This window comes from Serratia sp. Res13-Sevr-LER1-36-b (genome assembly GCF_015673035.1).
Classification (GTDB): domain Bacteria; phylum Pseudomonadota; class Gammaproteobacteria; order Enterobacterales; family Enterobacteriaceae; genus Chania; species Chania fonticola_C.
This window is the reverse complement of record NZ_JADACK010000002.1, coordinates 38,316-56,484: the sequence shown is the minus strand read 5'-3', so window position 1 is coordinate 56,484 and position 18,169 is coordinate 38,316. Positions and strand designations below refer to the sequence as shown.

The 18,169-nt window shown below is 53.7% G+C and carries 20 protein-coding genes and 1 tRNA gene; 12 read left to right on the top strand and 9 right to left on the bottom strand.

Translation table 11 applies throughout. The annotated features are described in order from the left end of the window. The first annotated feature begins 386 nt into the window (after positions 1-386). The 5 genes from frdA to blc all read left to right on the top strand — a co-directional run bounded on the left by frdA (position 387) and on the right by blc (position 4,325). Complete coding sequence (frdA, locus tag IMQ33_RS00380) at positions 387-2,189, top strand: fumarate reductase (quinol) flavoprotein subunit (protein WP_024484775.1); 1,803 nt, start codon at positions 387-389, stop codon at positions 2,187-2,189. Next, on the top strand, positions 2,182-2,916 hold the full coding sequence (locus IMQ33_RS00375; RefSeq protein WP_024484774.1) for a succinate dehydrogenase/fumarate reductase iron-sulfur subunit: 735 nt from the start codon (positions 2,182-2,184) through the stop codon (positions 2,914-2,916). The genes frdA and IMQ33_RS00375 overlap by 8 nt, the downstream gene beginning before the upstream one ends. A 16-nt stretch (positions 2,917-2,932) precedes the next feature. Then, positions 2,933-3,325: a fumarate reductase subunit FrdC gene (gene frdC / locus IMQ33_RS00370; RefSeq protein ID WP_021182104.1), complete on the top strand. Its 393-nt coding sequence runs from the start codon at positions 2,933-2,935 to the stop codon at positions 3,323-3,325. A gap of 12 nt (positions 3,326-3,337) precedes the next feature. Next, entirely contained in the window at positions 3,338-3,697 is a 360-nt protein-coding gene (frdD, locus tag IMQ33_RS00365; protein WP_021182103.1) for a fumarate reductase subunit FrdD, read from the top strand. A 94-nt stretch (positions 3,698-3,791) separates the two neighbouring features. Continuing rightward, the gene (blc, locus tag IMQ33_RS00360; RefSeq protein ID WP_065684068.1) at positions 3,792-4,325 is read left to right on the top strand and encodes an outer membrane lipoprotein Blc; all 534 of its coding nucleotides are present in this window, start codon (positions 3,792-3,794) and stop codon (positions 4,323-4,325) included. Here blc and sugE read toward each other — a convergent pair. From sugE to efp, 4 genes are all read right to left on the bottom strand, one after another. Further along, positions 4,319-4,636, bottom strand: coding sequence for a quaternary ammonium compound efflux SMR transporter SugE (gene sugE, locus IMQ33_RS00355; RefSeq protein WP_021182101.1), 318 nt, complete (start codon positions 4,634-4,636; stop codon positions 4,319-4,321). The genes blc and sugE overlap by 7 nt on opposite strands. Positions 4,637-4,806: 170 nt before the next feature. Beyond that, positions 4,807-4,938, bottom strand: a complete 132-nt coding sequence (locus IMQ33_RS00350) for an entericidin A/B family lipoprotein (protein ID WP_021807577.1) — start codon at positions 4,936-4,938, stop codon at positions 4,807-4,809. Positions 4,939-5,058: 120 nt separating this feature from the next. Next, complete coding sequence (locus IMQ33_RS00345; RefSeq protein WP_021182099.1) at positions 5,059-5,190, bottom strand: entericidin A/B family lipoprotein; 132 nt, start codon at positions 5,188-5,190, stop codon at positions 5,059-5,061. Positions 5,191-5,259: 69 nt separating this feature from the next. After that, a complete protein-coding gene (gene efp, locus IMQ33_RS00340) occupies positions 5,260-5,826 on the bottom strand; it encodes an elongation factor P (protein ID WP_024484772.1) in 567 nt (188 codons plus the stop codon). A 42-nt stretch (positions 5,827-5,868) separates the two neighbouring features. Between efp and epmB the strand changes: the two genes are divergently transcribed. Next, on the top strand, positions 5,869-6,897 hold the full coding sequence (gene epmB, locus IMQ33_RS00335) for an EF-P beta-lysylation protein EpmB (RefSeq protein ID WP_024530203.1): 1,029 nt from the start codon (positions 5,869-5,871) through the stop codon (positions 6,895-6,897). 74 nt (positions 6,898-6,971) lie between these two features. Here epmB and IMQ33_RS00330 read toward each other — a convergent pair whose 3' ends face one another. The 4 genes from IMQ33_RS00330 to IMQ33_RS00315 all read right to left on the bottom strand — a co-directional run bounded on the left by IMQ33_RS00330 (position 6,972) and on the right by IMQ33_RS00315 (position 10,296). After that, entirely contained in the window at positions 6,972-7,316 is a 345-nt protein-coding gene (locus IMQ33_RS00330) for a DUF4156 domain-containing protein (RefSeq protein ID WP_024484770.1), read from the bottom strand. A gap of 303 nt (positions 7,317-7,619) precedes the next feature. Then, positions 7,620-9,266 carry a chaperonin GroEL gene (gene groL / locus IMQ33_RS00325; RefSeq protein ID WP_024484769.1) on the bottom strand — a complete coding sequence of 549 codons (1,647 nt, stop codon included), beginning with the start codon at positions 9,264-9,266 and terminating at the stop codon, positions 7,620-7,622. A 48-nt stretch (positions 9,267-9,314) separates the two neighbouring features. After that, positions 9,315-9,608 (bottom strand): co-chaperone GroES, encoded by a 294-nt coding sequence (locus tag IMQ33_RS00320; RefSeq protein WP_004952634.1) that lies wholly within the window; start codon positions 9,606-9,608, stop codon positions 9,315-9,317. 196 nt (positions 9,609-9,804) lie between these two features. Next, entirely contained in the window at positions 9,805-10,296 is a 492-nt protein-coding gene (locus tag IMQ33_RS00315; RefSeq protein ID WP_024484768.1) for an FxsA family protein, read from the bottom strand. Between the two features lie 351 nt (positions 10,297-10,647). Between IMQ33_RS00315 and aspA the strand changes: the two genes are divergently transcribed. The 6 genes from aspA (at position 10,648) to IMQ33_RS00285 (ending at position 16,483) form a co-directional block, all read left to right on the top strand. Further along, a complete protein-coding gene (gene aspA, locus IMQ33_RS00310) occupies positions 10,648-12,084 on the top strand; it encodes an aspartate ammonia-lyase (protein ID WP_021807586.1) in 1,437 nt (478 codons plus the stop codon). Positions 12,085-12,206: 122 nt separating this feature from the next. Continuing rightward, positions 12,207-13,508: an anaerobic C4-dicarboxylate transporter gene (locus tag IMQ33_RS00305; protein ID WP_024484767.1), complete on the top strand. Its 1,302-nt coding sequence runs from the start codon at positions 12,207-12,209 to the stop codon at positions 13,506-13,508. Between the two features lie 126 nt (positions 13,509-13,634). Continuing rightward, a complete protein-coding gene (gene cutA, locus IMQ33_RS00300; RefSeq protein WP_021807588.1) occupies positions 13,635-13,958 on the top strand; it encodes a divalent cation tolerance protein CutA in 324 nt (107 codons plus the stop codon). Continuing rightward, positions 13,934-15,649: a protein-disulfide reductase DsbD gene (locus IMQ33_RS00295; RefSeq protein ID WP_196061373.1), complete on the top strand. Its 1,716-nt coding sequence runs from the start codon at positions 13,934-13,936 to the stop codon at positions 15,647-15,649. The genes cutA and IMQ33_RS00295 overlap by 25 nt, the downstream gene beginning before the upstream one ends. A 40-nt stretch (positions 15,650-15,689) precedes the next feature. Further along, on the top strand, positions 15,690-16,265 hold the full coding sequence (locus IMQ33_RS00290) for a transcriptional regulator (protein WP_021807590.1): 576 nt from the start codon (positions 15,690-15,692) through the stop codon (positions 16,263-16,265). A gap of 142 nt (positions 16,266-16,407) precedes the next feature. After that, a tRNA-Phe gene (locus IMQ33_RS00285) sits at positions 16,408-16,483 on the top strand. A gap of 82 nt (positions 16,484-16,565) precedes the next feature. Here the strand turns inward: IMQ33_RS00285 and IMQ33_RS00280 are convergent. Then, positions 16,566-17,999 carry an anion permease gene (locus tag IMQ33_RS00280; protein WP_173409943.1) on the bottom strand — a complete coding sequence of 478 codons (1,434 nt, stop codon included), beginning with the start codon at positions 17,997-17,999 and terminating at the stop codon, positions 16,566-16,568. Positions 18,000-18,169: the final 170 nt, after the last annotated feature.

Genomic DNA, 18,169 nt, shown 5'->3' with positions numbered 1-18,169 from the left:
CAAACAGGGGGTGCAGTCTACTCGCATCCTCTCATGCAAACAAATTCTTGGCTATTGTGTGCGCTGGTCTACATTAAAATCATAAAAAACATATAAGCCATATAAACCACCGACAATCCTACTAATCAAAGATAAAGGCGAGGCAACACCTTATTTTTGCAGGAATGCCTCTTGCGTAACGCTTAAAAGGCAAAACAATCGATCACATCAAATTTCTACTACTTAACTTTAGGTATAGTGATAACCCTATATTCGGTAGCAGTTATCTATCCTTAGTGTTTAGTTTAAAAAGTCACTGAATTTAGCTTAGCACCCGAAGCACCTTTATAAATATTAAGCATAGATTAATTAAATTGTCGTTTTAACGAGAACATTGGAGGAGTGCAGTGCAAACCTTTAACGCCGACCTAGCCATCATTGGTGCCGGGGGAGCTGGTTTACGGGCCGCTATAGCCGCCGCGGAAGCCAATCCCCAACTGAAAATCGCGCTGATATCTAAAGTATATCCAATGCGTAGCCACACGGTAGCCGCCGAGGGGGGCTCCGCCGCAGTCACTCAGGATCACGACAGCTACGACTATCACTTCCAGGATACCGTAGCCGGTGGCGACTGGCTGTGTGAGCAGGACGTGGTCGATCACTTTGTTCACAGCTGCCCACGTGAAATGGCCCAGTTGGAGCAATGGGGTTGCCCATGGAGCCGTAAGCCAGACGGTTCGGTCAACGTGCGCCGCTTTGGTGGCATGAAGATTGAACGTACCTGGTTTGCCGCCGACAAAACCGGCTTCCACATGCTGCACACTCTGTTCCAGACTTCGCTGAAGTACCCGCAAATCCAACGTTTCGATGAGCACTTCGTGCTGGACGTGCTGGTGGATGATGGCCAGGCGCGCGGCGTGGTTGCCATGAACATGATGGAAGGTACCCGCGTGCAGATCCGTGCCAACGCGGTCATCATGGCCACCGGCGGTGCAGGCCGTGTTTATCGCTATAACACCAACGGCGGCATCGTCACCGGCGACGGTATGGGGATGGCGTTCCACCACGGCGTGCCACTGCGCGACATGGAGTTCGTGCAATATCACCCAACCGGCCTGCCAGGCTCAGGCATCCTGATGACCGAAGGCTGCCGCGGTGAAGGCGGTATTCTGGTTAACAAAGACGGCTACCGCTACCTGCAAGACTACGGTATGGGCCCGGAAACCCCGCTGGGCGAGCCAAGAAACAAATATATGGAGCTGGGCCCGCGTGACAAAGTGTCGCAGGCTTTCTGGCATGAATGGCGTGCTGGCCGCACCATCGCCACCCCGCGCGGCGACGTGGTCTATCTGGATCTACGCCACCTGGGCGAGAAGAAACTGCTGGAGCGTCTGCCGTTCATCTGTGAACTGTCGAAAGCTTACGTGGGGGTCGATCCCGTTAAGGATCCAATCCCGGTCCGCCCAACCGCGCACTACACCATGGGCGGTATCGAAACCGACCAGAACTGTGAAACCCGCATTAAAGGCCTGTTCGCCGTCGGCGAATGTTCCTCGGTTGGCCTGCACGGCGCGAACCGCCTGGGTTCCAACTCGCTGGCTGAGCTGGTGGTGTTTGGCCGTGTGGCAGGTGAACACGCAGCCCGCCGCGCGCTGGAAAGTGGCCCGGCCAACGGCAGCGCTTTGGAAGCACAAGGCCGCGACGTGGAAACCCGCCTCAGCAACCTGATGAAGCAGGAAGGTAGCGAGAACTGGTCGAAAATCCGCGATGAAATGGGTCTGTCGATGGAAGAAGGCTGTGGTATCTACCGTACGCCGGAGCTGATGCAGAAAACCATCGATAAGCTGGCGGAGCTGAAAGAGCGCTTCAAGCGCGTCAAAATTACCGACAACTCCAGCGTGTTCAACACCGATCTGCTGTACACCATCGAGCTGGGCTATGGCCTGGACGTTGCCGAATGTATGGCGCACTCGGCCTTCAACCGTAAAGAATCGCGCGGCGCACACCAGCGTCTCGACGAAGGTTGCACCGAGCGTGACGACGTGAACTTCCTGAAACATACGCTGGCGTTCCATAACCCGAACGGTGCACCACGCCTGGAGTACAGCGACGTGAAAATTACCAAACTGCCACCGGCCAAGCGTGTTTATGGCGCCGCAGCCGAAGCGCAGGACAAAGAGAGAAAGGATAAGGAGCAGGCGAATGGCTGAGCTGAAAACCCTGAAAATCGAGGTCATGCGCTATAACCCGGAACGCGACGCCGAGCCGCATTTCGAAACCTTCAGCGTGCCTTACGATGAGCAGACTTCGCTGCTGGATGCACTGGGTTATATCAAAGATAACCTGGCGCCAGACCTGTCCTACCGCTGGTCGTGCCGTATGGCCATCTGTGGCTCTTGCGGCATGATGGTCAACCGCGTGCCCAAGCTGGCCTGTAAAACCTTCCTGCGTGAATATACCGATGGCATGAAGGTTGAGGCGTTGGGCAACTTCCCGATCGAGCGCGATCTGGTGGTGGATATGACCCACTTTATCGAGAGCCTGGAAGCGATTAAGCCGTACATCATCGGCAACGATCGCAAACCGGAAGATGGCCCGAACGTGCAGACCCCGGCGCAAATGGCGAAGTATCACCAGTTCTCCGGCTGCATCAACTGTGGCCTGTGCTATGCCGCTTGCCCACAGTTCGGCCTGAATCAGGAGTTCATCGGCCCGGCGGCGATTACGCTGGCGCACCGTTACAACCTGGATAACCGCGACCACGGCAAGAAACAGCGTATGCCGCTGCTTAACGGCCAGAACGGTGTCTGGTCCTGTACGTTTGTTGGCTACTGCTCTGAAGTCTGTCCAAAACACGTCGACCCGGCCGCTGCGATCCAGCAGGGCAAGGTAGAGAGTGCCAAAGACTTCATGATCGCAATGCTGAAACCGCAATAAGGGAGGGGAGACAGCAATGACAACACAACGTAAGCCCTATGTGCGTACCATGACGCCAACCTGGTGGCAAAAGCTGGGTTTCTACCGTTTCTATATGCTGCGTGAAGGCACTTCCGTGCTGGCGGTGTGGTTCAGCATCGTGCTGATCTACGGCGTCTTTGCCCTGAAGGGCGGCCCTGAAAGCTGGGCCGGGTTTGTCGGCTTCCTGCAAAACCCGCTGGTGTTGCTGATTAACATCATCGCCCTGCTGGCCGCCGCGCTGCATACCAAAACCTGGTTCGATCTGGCACCGAAAGCCGCCAACATCGTAGTCAACAGCGAGAAAATGGGGCCGGAGCCAATCGTTAAGGCGCTGTGGGCAGTGACGATCGTCGTCACCGTGATCATTCTCGCCGTAGCGTTACTGTAATCCGGAGGAAACATGATAAATCAATCACCTAAGCGCTCTGACGAGCCGGTTTTCTGGGGATTATTTGGCGCTGGCGGTATGTGGGGAGCGATCGTTGCTCCGGCTATCGTGCTGCTGGTCGGCATCCTGCTGCCACTCGGCCTGTTCCCCGGCGAAGCTTTAGGTTATGAGCGCGTCCTGGCATTTTGCCAAAGCTGGATCGGCCGCCTGTTCCTGCTGCTGATGATTATTTTGCCATTGTGGTGCGGGCTTCACCGTATCCACCATGCCATGCACGATCTGAAAATCCACGTGCCTGCTGGCAAATGGGTATTCTATGGCTTGGCAGCTATCCTGAGCGTCGTTACCCTGATCGGGGTCGTCACGCTGTAAAACCTCTGGCGGCCAACTCCCGTTGGCCGCCTATTCCGCAATCCCCCCCTGTCGACTACACTGTCTATCTGATACCGGTAAACAGGAGTCACTCATGCGTTTTTGGTCAAAACTTTGCGTCATATTATCTGCCCTCGTTTCCGTTGCCTGCAGCGTGACACCCCCGAAAGACGTCAAGGTTATAGATAACTTCGATAGCAAACGCTATCTGGGCACCTGGTATGAAATCGCGCGTCTGGATCATCGCTTTGAACGAGGCCTGGAGCAGGTTACAGCCAATTATAGCCCGCGCACAGACGGCGGTCTGAAGGTGATTAACCGGGGTTTCGATAGCAAAAAACAGCAGTGGCAGGAGAGCGAAGGCAAGGCGTACTTTATCGGCTCGCCGCAGACGGCCTCGCTGAAAGTCTCATTCTTCGGGCCTTTCTATGGCGGCTATAACGTCATCGAACTCGATCCGGAATACCGTTATGCGCTGGTTTGTGGCCCAAACCGCGACTATCTGTGGATATTGTCGCGCACGCCGACGTTGGACGCCGCCACGCGCGACAGACTGGTGCAGATTGCCAAGGGCTACGGCTTTGATACCGAAGCGTTAATCTGGGTCAATCAGCAGCCCACTCATTGACTGCTGAATTTTAGCCCCAGGATCCCGGCCACGATCAGGCACAGGCTGAGAATACGCATGATGTTGGTCGACTCACCGAGCAGCACCATGCCCATTACCGCCGCGCCCACCGCCCCAATCCCGGTCCACACGGCGTAAGCCGTGCCCGCAGGCAACGTTTTCATGGCGTGTGCCAGCAACACCATGCTCACCACCATCGCGGCGACGGTAATCAAACTGGGGGTCAAACGGGTAAAACCGTGGGTGTATTTCAGGCCAATAGCCCAGACGACCTCTAACAGGCCCGCAAAAAGCAAAATGATCCATGCCATGACACTGGCTCCAGAACTGATGGGGTCGTCCCCAGACAACAGAAGCGCAGGCGGGTCGTCCCACTTGGCTGATTGAAGACGTGGATTATAGCAAACAAGAGAATTAAATGGGTATTCCACGGAAGGGAAAATCAAGCGCTGCCGTGGAATACCGTTGAACCCAAAGGAATTTACTGTGCGCTACGCTGGATCGCCTGACCACCAGCTTCAACATCTTTGCCCACACCTTCGGTAGTATTACAGCCCACCAGCGATGACAGGATCAACAAGGAAAAAATGGCGAAAATAGTTTTCTTCAGCATAAGATTACCCTTATTCGTTATTAGTGAAAAAGTGTAGCTCTCTAAGCGTAGTAAAAATCAGGAGGGTTGCCGGAATAAACGGATTTTTCTGTATTATCCGATAAATGGCGCTAATTGATTTCAGCCAGCGCTGCGGGAAATCGCGCCGCCGAGGTGCTGAACGTCTTCACCAAAACCACGGAAGGTATTACAGCCGCTGAGAGACATCAGCAACAACAGAGAGACCACGGCCAACAGCGTTTTCTTCATCATGCGGTTCTGCCAACGTGTGACGGGAAGGGATAACACAGAGGAACCACGGGGGTTCCTCTGTGCTGAAACTTATTTAACGCGGGAGACGTATTCGCCAGAGCGGGTGTCAACCTTGATCACTTCGCCAATCTGCACGAACAATGGCACTTTAACCACTGCGCCAGTGCTCAGGGTAGCTGGCTTGCCGCCGGTACCTGCAGTGTCGCCTTTCAGGCCTGGATCGGTATCAGTGATTTCTGCTTCGATAAAGTTCGGTGGCAGCACAGCGATAGGACGGCCATCCCACAGGGTGACGATACATTCCGCGTTGTCCTGCAGCCATTTAGCCACGTCAGAAACGGTTTTCTCTTCAACCTGATGCTGTTCAAAAGTCTCAGGGTGCATAAAGTGGTAGAACTCACCGTCGTTGTACAGGTAGTTCATGTTGGTATCTACCACGTCCGCGCCTTCGCAGGAGTCGGTAGACTTAAAGGTTTTCTCAACGCGGGTGCCGGTCAGCAGGCGACGCATTTTTACACGCGCAAAAGCCTGGCCTTTACCTGGTTTGACGAACTCGCTGGATTCGACAGCGTAAGGTTCGCCTTCGAACATGATTTTAAGACCCGGACGGAAATCGTTGCTAGAATAAGTCGCCATGATGGCCCTCTGAAAATTTAAACTGGTAGCTTAGCCAAAAAAATGGCACACATTATAACCCAAAACACGGCGCATAGAGAAGATTGGTTGCATCAACTCGCCGATGTTATTACCGACCCCGATGAATTACTGCAGCTTCTGTCACTAAATACGCACCCGGAACTGCCACAGGGGCGCGATGCACGCCGCCTGTTTGCGCTACGCGTGCCGCGAGCCTTTGCCGCGCGTATGCAACCTGGTGATGCCAATGACCCGCTACTGCGCCAGGTACTCACCGCCAGTGCAGAATTCATCGATGCCCCAGGCTTCACGACCGATCCGCTGGATGAACAGCGCAGCGTGGTGCCGGGGTTGCTGCACAAGTATCGCAACCGTGCCCTGCTGTTGGTAAAAGGCGGCTGTGCGGTTAACTGCCGCTACTGTTTCCGCCGTCATTTCCCCTATCAGGAGAACCAGGGCAACAAGGCAAACTGGCTTCAAGCGTTGGAGTATATCCGTCAACACCCGGAACTGGATGAAATTATTTTCTCCGGGGGCGATCCGCTGATGGCCAAAGACCATGAACTGGATTGGCTGATCGGGGAACTTGAGGCCATCCCACATCTCAAACGCCTGCGTATTCATACCCGCTTGCCAGTGGTGATCCCCGCCCGCATCACTGCTACGCTATGCCAACGCTTCTCGGCATCGCGCCTGCAGGTGCTGATGGTTACCCATATCAATCATGCCAACGAGATTGACCCACCGCTGCGCGCCAGTATGGCACAGTTGCGTAGCGCCGGAGTGACGCTGCTGAACCAAAGCGTGCTGCTACGAGGGATCAATGATAACGCGGATACGCTGGCAACGCTGAGTAACGCCCTGTTTGATGCGGGGATCCTGCCCTATTACCTCCACGTGTTGGATAAGGTGCAGGGCGCGGCCCACTTTATGGTCAGCGATGACGAGGCCCGTGCGATCGTGAAAAGTTTGCTGAGCAAGGTTTCCGGCTATCTGGTACCACGCCTGACCCGTGAAGTCGGCGGCGAACCCAGCAAAACGCCGTTGGATCTGCGCCTCACGCAAAGCTGAGTGGCCGACATGAATGCAAAAAGAGGAATGCCTTGGCATTCCTCTTTTGTTTTATACGGGTGCTTATGCCAGCGTTACGGGCACTTATACACCTGGCCGATCATTTTGCTGTCCAGTGGTGCAAAACTTGAAAGCAGGTTCTGGCTTGGGCTAGTAGCACCGTAAATCACGTTGCCGCCCATTGCCGCTGCCTTGTTGCGCAGATCATTGGCCGCGCCACGCATGGAACTGCCCTCACCACCACTCCCCGACAGCCAGTTGCTTTGAGTGCCGGTGACTTCGCCTACCAACTGACATTCTGCAGCAGGCTTGGTGTCGGTAAATTTGACCTGTTGACCTGCGGCGGTCAGTTCATTGGTGCTGCTGCACCCTGCCAGCAGCAGCGCTGCCGATAGACCCAGTAAGGCTTTAATCCGCATCTTGTTCCCCATATGATGTTGAGAATTACGCAAAAGCTTATCAGAAAGCGTTGCCATCTCTTAAGCATCCGTTGCCAGCGGCCACTGGTGCCTGGTCAACGTCTTGAGCGACAGCTGATGAACTATCAGTTTACACGCTTAATAGATACGGTCTGCAAAAATATCATCAAATTCAGCACTGACGCATCAGTAGCCGCTGACGATGAAAAACACGGGCGCAACAATCAGCCCCGCACAGAAGAAAGGAATAAAAAAACCCGGCCGAAGCCGGGTTTTGTGGTTAGCTCACAGAGGTGAGGGGAATTACATCATTCCGCCCATACCACCCATGCCGCCCATACCACCAGCGCCACCCATGTCTAACTTGTCTTCTTTCGGCAAGTCAGTGATCATGCACTCGGTGGTGATCATCAGGCCAGCTACAGAGGCCGCGTACTGCAGAGCAGAACGGGTCACTTTAGTTGGATCCAGGATACCCATCGCGATCATGTCGCCGTATTCTTCGGTGTAAGCGTTGTAGCCGAAGCTGCCTTCGCCTGCTTTCACCTTGTTAGCAATCACAGAAGCTTCTTCACCGGCGTTGATCACGATCTGACGCAGTGGAGATTCCATCGCACGCAGGGCAACTTTGATACCCACGTTCTGGTCTTCGTTATCGCCTTTCAGGCCAGAAATTTTGTCTGCTACACGGATCAGCGCTACGCCACCGCCAGCAACCACGCCTTCTTCTACCGCAGCACGGGTAGCGTGCAGGGCATCTTCAACGCGGGCTTTCTTCTCTTTCATTTCAACTTCAGTTGCGGCGCCAACTTTGATAACGGCAACGCCGCCAGCCAGTTTAGCAACACGCTCTTGCAGTTTTTCACGATCGTAGTCAGAGGTCGCTTCTTCGATCTGCTGACGGATCTGGGAAACGCGGCCCTGAATGGTGGTTTCGTCGCCCACGCCATCGATGATGATGGTGGTGTCTTTGTTGATCACGATGCGTTTTGCCTGACCCAGATCTTCCAGGGTAGCTTTTTCCAGCTCCAGACCGATCTCTTCAGAGATCACGGTACCGGCAGTCAGGGTAGCGATGTCTTGCAGCATGGCTTTACGACGGTCGCCGAAGCCAGGTGCTTTAACTGCAGCCACTTTCACGATGCCACGCATGGTGTTAACCACCAGGGTCGCCAACGCTTCGCCTTCAACATCTTCTGCAATGATCAGCAGTGGTTTGCCCGCTTTCGCAACGGCTTCCAGCACTGGCAGCATTTCACGGATGTTGGAGATTTTCTTGTCAGCCAGCAGGATGAACGGGCTTTCCAGCTCGATAGAACCGGTTTCTGGCTTGTTGATGAAGTACGGAGACAGGTAGCCGCGATCGAACTGCATACCTTCAACCACGTCCAGCTCGTCTTGCAGACCGGTGCCTTCTTCAACGGTGATCACGCCTTCTTTGCCCACTTTCTCCATCGCTTCTGCAATCAGTTTACCCACGGTTTCGTCGGAGTTTGCAGAGATGGTGCCTACCTGAGCGATAGCTTTAGAGTCAGAGCAAGGTACGGATAATTTTTTAAGCTCTTCAACCGCAGCGATAACCGCTTTGTCGATACCGCGCTTCAGGTCCATCGGGTTCATGCCAGCAGCCACAGCTTTCAGGCCTTCGGTGATGATGGATTGAGCCAGTACGGTTGCAGTGGTGGTACCGTCGCCCGCAGCGTCGTTCGCTTTAGAGGCAACTTCTTTCACCATTTGTGCACCCATGTTCTCGAACTTGTCTTCCAGTTCGATTTCACGAGCAACAGATACGCCATCTTTAGTGATGGTAGGAGCGCCGAAGGATTTATCCAGCACTACGTTGCGGCCTTTCGGGCCCAGAGTCACTTTTACTGCATCAGCGAGAACATTCACACCGCGGAGCATCTTCACGCGAGCATCATTGCCGAATTTTACATCTTTAGCTGCCATTGGTATTTCCCTTCAACTCGTTCAGTTCAGAAGATTTATAAAGCGCTATTACGCTTCAACAATTGCCAGAATGTCGCTTTCGGACATGATCAACACTTCTTCATTGTCGATCTTCTCTGCTTTCACGCCGTAACCGTCGTTGAAAATCACGATGTCGCCTACTTTCACATCCAGCGGCTGGATGTTGCCGCTTTCCAGAACACGTCCTTTACCAACGGCTACCACTTCACCACGAGTAGATTTACCCGCTGCAGAGCCAGTCAGAACGATGCCGCCAGCAGATTTTGATTCAACTTCTTTGCGCTTGACGATAACGCGGTCATGCAATGGACGAATACTCATTGAACGCTCTCCTGTAAGAAGGTTTCTATCAGATTTAGGGTTGTCCGCCGGATTATTGATACCGGCTCCGTGGGATTTGAAATGGGGGCGTTCCATCCCCCTTCAAGGGGCAGCAGCAAAAAAATTTTCGATTTGATGGCCTACGGTGAACGCCACTAGCAAAAACGCGGCCGATTGGCCGCGTTTGGGGGAATTATCAGCGATCGTCACGCTTGTCGCGATCGTCAGGTTGATGATCCAAGGTGTAGCGGTCGTCTTGCTTGCGCTGGAATTCACCGTCGAAGGTATTGCCATTGGCAGCCCCGCCGTTCTGACCCCAACCGCCTGGGCGATAAACGGCGAGATGCGGCATCAACTTCAGCGTCAGCGATTTCTGCACCGGCGGCAACAACAGCAACAGGCCAAGGAAATCGGTGAAGAAGCCCGGTATCACCAGCAGGAACCCCGCCAGTACCAGTGAAACGCTTTTCACCATCTCCGCTGCCGGGCTTTCGCCCGCCGCCAGCTTCTGTTGCATCTGCACAAAGGTCTTCATGCCCTGATTACGCACCAGGGAAACGCCGACGCAGGAGGTAAACACCACCAGCAGCAGCGTCATTGCCACACCGAACACGGCAGCAACTTTGATAAACAAGGATATCTCTATGTAAGCCAGTAGAAATATCAGCAGTAACGGTAACCAGCGCACCTGGTTCTCTCCTCTAGGTAGAGTCGGCGTACCCGCCCGATGGCGCATACGTGATAAATGGGGCCACTAATCGGCCAACCTTCATACAATGGGGGCTTCCCGCCGCCATTTCAACCGGGCGATCTTTTTTATTCTCTTTGCCGCAAACGTGAAGCCCTTCACAGAAACCAAAAGCTGTCATTTGCTGAAGCACCATATAGTGATCTACGTTCATTCATTTATTACCAACCAGCATATGATCTGGGTAGCGACAATAGCTGCGGTCAATACTTCCGCAGTAGACCCGCTCGGCAACATTATTTTGTTATCCTGCACATAATTATATTCGGCAGCAACATAGAGAAGGTTCTCATGTCAAACAACATTCGTATCGAAGAAGACCTATTAGGAACACGTGAAGTCCCAGCAGAAGCCTACTACGGTGTTCATACTCTGCGTGCGATTGAAAACTTCTATATCAGCAACAGTAAAATCAGCGACGTTCCTGAGTTTGTACGCGGCATGGTGATGGTAAAAAAAGCCGCCGCCATGGCAAACAAAGAGCTGCAAACCATCCCACGTAAAATTGCCGACGTCATCATCCAGGCATGTGATGAAGTACTGGATAAAGGCAAATGCATGGACCAATTCCCGGTGGATGTGTTCCAGGGCGGTGCTGGCACCTCGCTGAACATGAACACCAACGAAGTACTGGCAAACATCGGCTTGGAGCTGATGGGCCACCAGAAGGGTGAATACCAATACCTTAACCCTAACGATCACCTCAACAAGTGTCAGTCTACCAACGACGCTTACCCAACCGGGTTCCGCATCGCGGTTTACGCCTCCAACCAGAAACTGATCGATGCTATCAACCAACTGCGTGAAGGGTTTGACCGTAAAGCCAAAGAGTTCGAAACCATCCTGAAAATGGGTCGTACCCAGTTGCAGGACGCGGTGCCAATGACCCTGGGCCAGGAATTCCATGCCTTCAGCGTGTTGCTGAATGAAGAAACCCGTAACCTGCACCGTACCGCTGAGTTGCTGCTGGAAGTGAACCTTGGCGCAACGGCGATCGGTACCGCGCTGAATACCCCGGAAGGTTACCAACACCTGGCTGTTAAGAAACTGGCGGAAGTCAGTGGCCTGCCGGTGGTACCTGCCGAAGACCTGATCGAGGCCACCTCCGACTGTGGTGCCTACGTAATGGTGCACAGTGCGCACAAGCGCCTGGCGGTCAAACTGTCCAAGATCTGTAACGACCTGCGTCTGCTGTCTTCCGGCCCACGCGCTGGCCTGAACGAAATCAACCTGCCTGAACTGCAGGCCGGTTCTTCAATCATGCCAGCCAAAGTGAACCCGGTGATCCCAGAAGTGGTTAACCAGGTTTGCTTTAAGGTGATCGGCAACGACACTTGCGTTACCATGGCCGCCGAAGCAGGCCAGCTGCAGTTGAACGTGATGGAACCGGTGATTGGCCAGGCGATGTTTGAATCGATTCACATTCTGACCAACGCCTGCTATAACCTGCTGGAAAAATGCATTAACGGTATTACCGCCAACAAAGAAGTGTGCGAGTACTACGTATTTAACTCTATCGGTATCGTCACCTATCTGAACCCGTTCATTGGCCACCACAACGGTGACATTGTCGGCAAAATCTGTGCTGAAACCGGCAAGAGCGTACGTGAAGTCGTGCTGGAACGCGGTTTACTGACCGAAGCTGAGCTGGATGACATCTTCTCCGTAGAGAACCTGATGCACCCGGCATATAAGGCGAAACGCTATACAGATGAAAATGAACAATAATAGACTCATCCGGTAGCCTGAAAGGCACGCTAATCCTCTGGATAGCGTGCCTTTTTTCTTTCTAACAATACAAAGTTGCAACCTTTGGTTTTCATAAAAATCCATTTTAAGGGGTAAACACTATGCTAGTAGTAGAATTGGTGATCGTTCTACTGGCCATCTTTTTGGGGGCCAGACTGGGCGGTATCGGAATAGGCTTTGCAGGCGGTCTTGGGGTATTGGTGCTGGCGATGATCGGCGTTAAGCCAGGCAGCATTCCCTTCGACGTTATTTCAATCATTATGGCGGTTATCGCCGCTATCGCCGCCATGCAGGTCGCTGGCGGGATGGACTATCTGGTGCAGCAAACCGAGAAGCTGCTGCGCAAAAATCCAAAATACATCACTATTCTGGCCCCAATCGTCACCTATTTCCTGACCATCTTCGCCGGTACCGGTAATATCTCCCTCTCGGCCCTGCCGGTGATTGCAGAAGTGGCCAAAGAGCAAGGCATCAAACCTTGCCGTCCACTGTCTACTGCCGTAGTTTCTGCGCAGATTGCCATTACCGCTTCGCCTATCTCGGCAGCGGTGGTGTACATGTCTTCCGTTATGGAAGGCCATGGTGTGAGTTATCTGCATTTGCTGATGGTGGTGATCCCTTCCACTTTCCTGGCCGTGATACTGATGTCGCTGCTGGTCACTTGGTTGTTTGACTCCAAGCTGTCTGACGATCCTGTGTATCAAAAGCGCTTCGAAGAAGGTCTGGTTGCCCTGCGTGGTGAGAACGTAATCGTGATCAAACCGCGTGCGAAAACCTCCGTGCTGCTGTTCCTGGCTGGCGTACTGAGCGTAGTGGCTTATGCCATCATCAACAGCCCAAGCATGGGTCTGGTGACGACGCCGCTGATGAACACCACCAATGCCATCTTGATCATCATGTTGAGCGTGGCCACCCTGACCACCATCCTGTGCCGCATCGAAACCGACCTGATTTTGAACTCCAGCACCTTTAAGGCCGGGATGAGCGCCTGTATCTGTATCCTGGGCGTGGCCTGGTTGGGTGACACCTTTGTGCAGGCCAACCTCGACTGGATCAAAGAGACTGCGGGTACCGTGATCCAATCCCATCCTTGGTTACTGGCGGTGATCTTCTTCTTCTGTTCGGCGCTGCTGTACTCTCAGGCCGCCACTGCCAAGGCGTTGATGCCGATGGCGCTGGCCCTGAACGTCACCCCGCTGACGGCGATCGCTTCCTTTGCTGCCGTTTCTGGCCTGTTTATTCTGCCAACCTACCCTACCCTGGTGGCGGCGGTACAGATGGACGATACCGGAACGACGCGCATCGGGCGCTTCGTGTTTAACCACCCGTTCCTGATCCCTGGCACCTTGGGCGTGGCGTTTGCCGTCATCTTCGGCTTCCTGATTGGCAGCGTTATTCTGTGATCCTCAAGCGGGGCTTCGGCCCCGCTTTCTGCTCCTCATTCCTCTGCTGCTGATAATCTAACCTTCTAGCCAACACCGCTTCAGGGTATAGTGCCCTGTTACCAAACCTGGTTGAGAGGGCCGAAGATGTCTGATTGCGAAGCTATCGTCATACTCTGTACCGCACCCGATGAAGCCACAGCGCAAGAGCTGGCGGCACGCGTCCTGGGGGAGAAACTGGCGGCCTGCGCCACGCTGCTGCCTGGGGCAACATCGCTGTATTACTGGGAAGGGAAACTGCAACAGGAATACGAAGTGCAGATGCTGTTTAAAAGCGATCGCCAGCATCAACAAGCGCTACTCACCTACCTGAAACAACATCACCCGTACCAGACACCCGAACTGTTGGTACTGCCGGTGATGGCTGGAGATAAAGATTACCTGTCATGGATCAACGCCTCATTAAACTGATATTGCTGCTGTGCAGCCTGTTCTTCCTGCCCGCTGCGGCTCAGGCTTCACTGTTCGGCCAAAACGCGGGCAACCAGTTCGTCCCCGTCGATCAGGCATTTGCCTTTGATTTTAAACAACAGGGCCCCCAACTGACGCTAAGCTGGCAAATCCGCCCTGGTTATTACCTGTACCGTCAGCAAATCAAGCTGGTGCCACAGCAGGCAACGCTAGGCCAGTTCGAGCTGCCCGCCGGGCTAAAGCATAAAGATGAATTCTTTGGTGAAGTGGCGATATTCAAGGAGCCATTGGCCCTGAGCATTCCCCTGTTGCAGGCGGGTGACAATGCCAGCCTGAGCGTCACCTATCAAGGGTGTGCTGAGGCCGGTTTCTGCTATCCACCGGAAACCCGCGTGATCCCACTGAGTGCAGTGCCGCTTGCCGCAGAGCCCGCAGTACCGGTAACCGTAGCACCAGCAGAAACAGCACCAGCCAATCTGCCCTTCTCCCCTCTGTGGGCCTTGTTGATTGGTATCGGTATTGCGTTTACTCCTTGCGTGTTGCCGATGTATCCGCTGATTTCCGGTATTATTCTGGGCCGTGAGCGGCCACACAGCAGCGGACGCATTCTGGTGCTGGCCGTGGTATATGTGCAAGGCATGGCGCTGACCTATACCCTGCTCGGCCTGGTGGTTGCCGCCGCCGGGTTGCAGTTCCAGGCCGCGCTGCAACACCCTTACGTGCTGATCGGTCTGTCGGTGCTGTTTGTCGCCCTGGCTCTGTCCATGTTCGGCTGCTACTCCTTGCAGCTCCCCTCTTCACTGCAAACGCGGCTGGCCAACTGGAGCAACACCCAGCAGGGTGGCTCGCTGGTGGGCGTGTTTGTGATGGGCGCTCTGGCAGGCCTGATCTGCTCTCCATGCACCACCGCCCCGCTCAGCGCCATCCTGTTGTACATCGCCCAAAGCGGTAATATGTGGGCCGGTGGCGGCACGTTGTATCTGTATGCATTGGGGATGGGTATCCCGCTGGTGATCGTGACGCTCTTCGGCAACCGCCTGCTGCCACGCAGCGGCCCGTGGATGCAGTACGTCAAAGAAGCCTTTGGCTTTGTGATCCTGGCGCTGCCTGTATTCCTGCTTGAGCGGGTAATCGGCGACGTCTGGGGGCTGCGCCTGTGGAGCCTGCTCGGCCTGGCCTTCTTCGGCTGGGCATTCGTCCTGAGCCTGAAATCATCCCGTGGCTGGACGCGAGCCATCCAAGTGCTGCTGTTAGCGGCGCTGGTGATTTCGGCGCGCCCATTGCAAGACTGGGCATTCGGCAGCACGGCCTCTGAGCAGGCGGCCCAGCCACATCTGAACTTCACCCGTATCAGTAACGTTGAGCAGCTTAACCAGGCGCTGCAACAGGCGCAGGGCAAGCCGGTAATGCTGGATCTGTATGCGGACTGGTGTGTCGCCTGCAAAGAGTTTGAGAAGTACACCTTCAGCGATCCGGCGGTGCAGGCCCAACTGGCCGATACGGTGTTGCTGCAGGCCGACGTAACGGCCAACAATGCCGAGCAGGCTGCCTTGCTCAAGCACTTGCAGGTGCTTGGCTTGCCGACCATTTTGTTCTTTGACCGAGAGGGCAAAGAGTTACCCGCAGCTCGCGTGACGGGCTTTATGAACGCAGAAGCCTTCGACGCACATTTGCAGAAAACCACTCGGTAAACGACACTGAGTTTCAGAACATTTTTTGGAGGGAGCACTAGTGCAACGTGAACAGGTTTTAAATACAGCCTTGGAGCTGTTGGAAAAACAGGGCCTGGCGACCACCACCTTGGAAATGCTGGCAGAAAAACTGGGTGTGCCATACAGCGATTTCAAACCGTTCTGGCCAGACCGTGAGGCACTGCTGTATGACTGCCTGCGCTACCACGGCCAGCAGATTGATACCTGGCGCCGCCAGTTGCAGCTTGATGAGACGTTGAGCCCGCAGCAAAAGCTGTTGGCGCGTTATGACGTGCTGGCAGAGCACGTACAGAATGAACGCTACCCTGGCTGCCTGTTTATTGCCGCCTGTAGCTTCTTCCCTGAGAGCGACCACCCGATCCATCAACTGGCCGAGCAGCAGAAAATCACCTCGCTGGACTTCACCCGCGATCTGTTGCGTGAGATGGATGCCGACGACGCCGACTCGGTAGCGCAGCAAATGGAGCTGGTACAGGAAGGCTGCCTGAGTAAACTGCTGATAAAACGCCAGTTGCAGGATGTTGCTGTCGCCAAACGGCTGGCCGAAGATATCTTGCATATTGCCCAGTGCCGTCAGTTCGGTGCGTTAAGCTAAAGCGTGAAATGCAGTGACCGATGGTAACAGAGGCAGAATTACGCGGCCTTTGCCTGAAAAGCCAGCAATCGGCGCTGTTTTCACGTTTTTCGTCACAAATCCGTTGACGCCGCACGGCCAATACGGTTTAATGCGCCCCGTTGCCCGGATAGCTCAGTCGGTAGAGCAGGGGATTGAAAATCCCCGTGTCCTTGGTTCGATTCCGAGTCCGGGCACCATCATTTAGAAGAACCCGCCTATGGCGGGTTTTTTGCTTTTGGGTTAAAACTCCCCCGCTATAAGCCCGCTAAACGTTTTCCTCTACAAAAAACCCTGACTGATTAAAAACTGCCACCACGGCATTCCAATCATCACGTGTACAACGAACGTGAGTAAGGCAATCACAGTCCCGGTGATCCACCATGATTTGATGTCATTATAGCCAGCAGAAAAAACGATAGGCCCAGCGGCTCCACCATAGTGGGTAATGCATCCGCCATAGGAGTTGGAGAATAATATGGCTAAAGCCAGGATCATCGGCGGTGCCCCAGCCACCATGCCGACAGTGGCAAAAACCGGTACCATCGCGGCGACATAAGCACCGCCGGAAGCAAACAGATAGCGGATAAAAATGCTGATCAACAGCAGTATAATCACCACATAATTACCTGAACCGCTAAAGGTAAAGTGATGAGAAAACCAATCGGCTAACCAGGTGAAAAAACCGGTCTTGGATAAGGTACTGCTCAGGCCAATAATCCCGCCATACCAAATCAGCGTGCTCCATCCACCTTTGTTTTTTAGAATATCATCCCAACTGACCACGCCAGAAAGCAAGGCAAGCACCATCACAATAATCGCAACGGTCGCCGCATCAATCCCTAACTCACCGGAGAATATCCAGCCTAGCAATGCCAACAGAAATATAATCATCAACCCTTTTTCCCTCTTCGTCATAGGGCCTAAGGTAGCCAAGCCTTCAGCAGAAAGGGTTTTATTGTCGATACATTTCAACTCTGGGGGTGAGATCTTATAAGTGATGTAGGGAATAACCGCCAGCATAATTAACCCCGGTATCCCTCCGGCCAACGCCCAACCCAGCCAACTTATCTTGATATGAAAAATGTCGGACATCAGGCTCAATGCCAACGCATTGCCAGCAAAGCCCGTTAAGAACATATAACTGGTGGTTTTCGTTACCATATAGATATTGATCATAAGAAAACGCCCGGCCTTACACGGACTCTTCTCGGGATCGGAGCCTAAGGCCACCGCGATACTATTGATGATAGGAAAAATTATGCCACCAGCTCGGGCGGTGTTTGACGGCGTCGCCGGGGCAAGGATCAAATCAAGCAATACCGTGACATAGCCGAGCCCCAGCGTGGTACTGCCTATCCGCCCAATCAGTTTATAGGCAATACGCTTTCCAAGCCCTGTGGTGACGAAAGCAGCGCTTAGGGTAAATGCGGCAAAAACCAGCCAGGTGGTCCCTGATGCATAGCCACTTAACGCTGCACTAAATTTTAGTTTGCCGTCACCCAGCGTTTCAATCACCACAGCGGATGCGGCAACCGCAGTCAATAACACCACCGGTTCGGGGTAGGGCTTAATCACCAATCCGATAATCGCGGCCAAATAAATCCCCAAAAGCTGCCAGGCCATCGGAGAAAGGCCTTCGGGTGCGGGAATAGCAAACACCAGAAGAGGGATTACCAAGATCACCCCCATTTTCCATACATTGGTTTTTATCATAATCATTCACCTAGATATCATATTAATCGCTTAAATAATTGGCTATAGAACTCACCACCCTATTTCCTCTCAAACGGATTAAGATAATATTTGATAATATTGACGCAAATGCCCCTCAGGCATTGCCCGATAAAAGCCTGAGAGGCACGACCTTTTAATCAAGAATGCAA

What these genes read in the sequence shown, in the direction of transcription:
- IMQ33_RS00375 (WP_024484774.1), top strand. Translation starts at nt 2,182, where the DNA reads ATGGCTGAGCTGAAAACCCTGAAAATCGAGGTCATGCGCTATAACCCG.
- frdC (WP_021182104.1), top strand. Translation starts at nt 2,933, where the DNA reads ATGACAACACAACGTAAGCCCTATGTGCGTACCATGACGCCAACCTGG.
- frdD (WP_021182103.1), top strand. Translation starts at nt 3,338, where the DNA reads ATGATAAATCAATCACCTAAGCGCTCTGACGAGCCGGTTTTCTGGGGA.
- blc (WP_065684068.1), top strand. Translation starts at nt 3,792, where the DNA reads ATGCGTTTTTGGTCAAAACTTTGCGTCATATTATCTGCCCTCGTTTCC.
- sugE (WP_021182101.1), bottom strand. Translation starts at nt 4,636, where the DNA reads ATGGCATGGATCATTTTGCTTTTTGCGGGCCTGTTAGAGGTCGTCTGG.
- IMQ33_RS00350 (WP_021807577.1), bottom strand. Translation starts at nt 4,938, where the DNA reads ATGCTGAAGAAAACTATTTTCGCCATTTTTTCCTTGTTGATCCTGTCA.
- IMQ33_RS00345 (WP_021182099.1), bottom strand. Translation starts at nt 5,190, where the DNA reads ATGATGAAGAAAACGCTGTTGGCCGTGGTCTCTCTGTTGTTGCTGATG.
- efp (WP_024484772.1), bottom strand. Translation starts at nt 5,826, where the DNA reads ATGGCGACTTATTCTAGCAACGATTTCCGTCCGGGTCTTAAAATCATG.
- epmB (WP_024530203.1), top strand. Translation starts at nt 5,869, where the DNA reads ATGGCACACATTATAACCCAAAACACGGCGCATAGAGAAGATTGGTTG.
- IMQ33_RS00330 (WP_024484770.1), bottom strand. Translation starts at nt 7,316, where the DNA reads ATGCGGATTAAAGCCTTACTGGGTCTATCGGCAGCGCTGCTGCTGGCA.
- groL (WP_024484769.1), bottom strand. Translation starts at nt 9,266, where the DNA reads ATGGCAGCTAAAGATGTAAAATTCGGCAATGATGCTCGCGTGAAGATG.
- IMQ33_RS00320 (WP_004952634.1), bottom strand. Translation starts at nt 9,608, where the DNA reads ATGAGTATTCGTCCATTGCATGACCGCGTTATCGTCAAGCGCAAAGAA.
- aspA (WP_021807586.1), top strand. Translation starts at nt 10,648, where the DNA reads ATGTCAAACAACATTCGTATCGAAGAAGACCTATTAGGAACACGTGAA.
- IMQ33_RS00305 (WP_024484767.1), top strand. Translation starts at nt 12,207, where the DNA reads ATGCTAGTAGTAGAATTGGTGATCGTTCTACTGGCCATCTTTTTGGGG.
- cutA (WP_021807588.1), top strand. Translation starts at nt 13,635, where the DNA reads ATGTCTGATTGCGAAGCTATCGTCATACTCTGTACCGCACCCGATGAA.
- IMQ33_RS00295 (WP_196061373.1), top strand. Translation starts at nt 13,934, where the DNA reads ATGGATCAACGCCTCATTAAACTGATATTGCTGCTGTGCAGCCTGTTC.
- IMQ33_RS00280 (WP_173409943.1), bottom strand. Translation starts at nt 17,999, where the DNA reads ATGATAAAAACCAATGTATGGAAAATGGGGGTGATCTTGGTAATCCCT.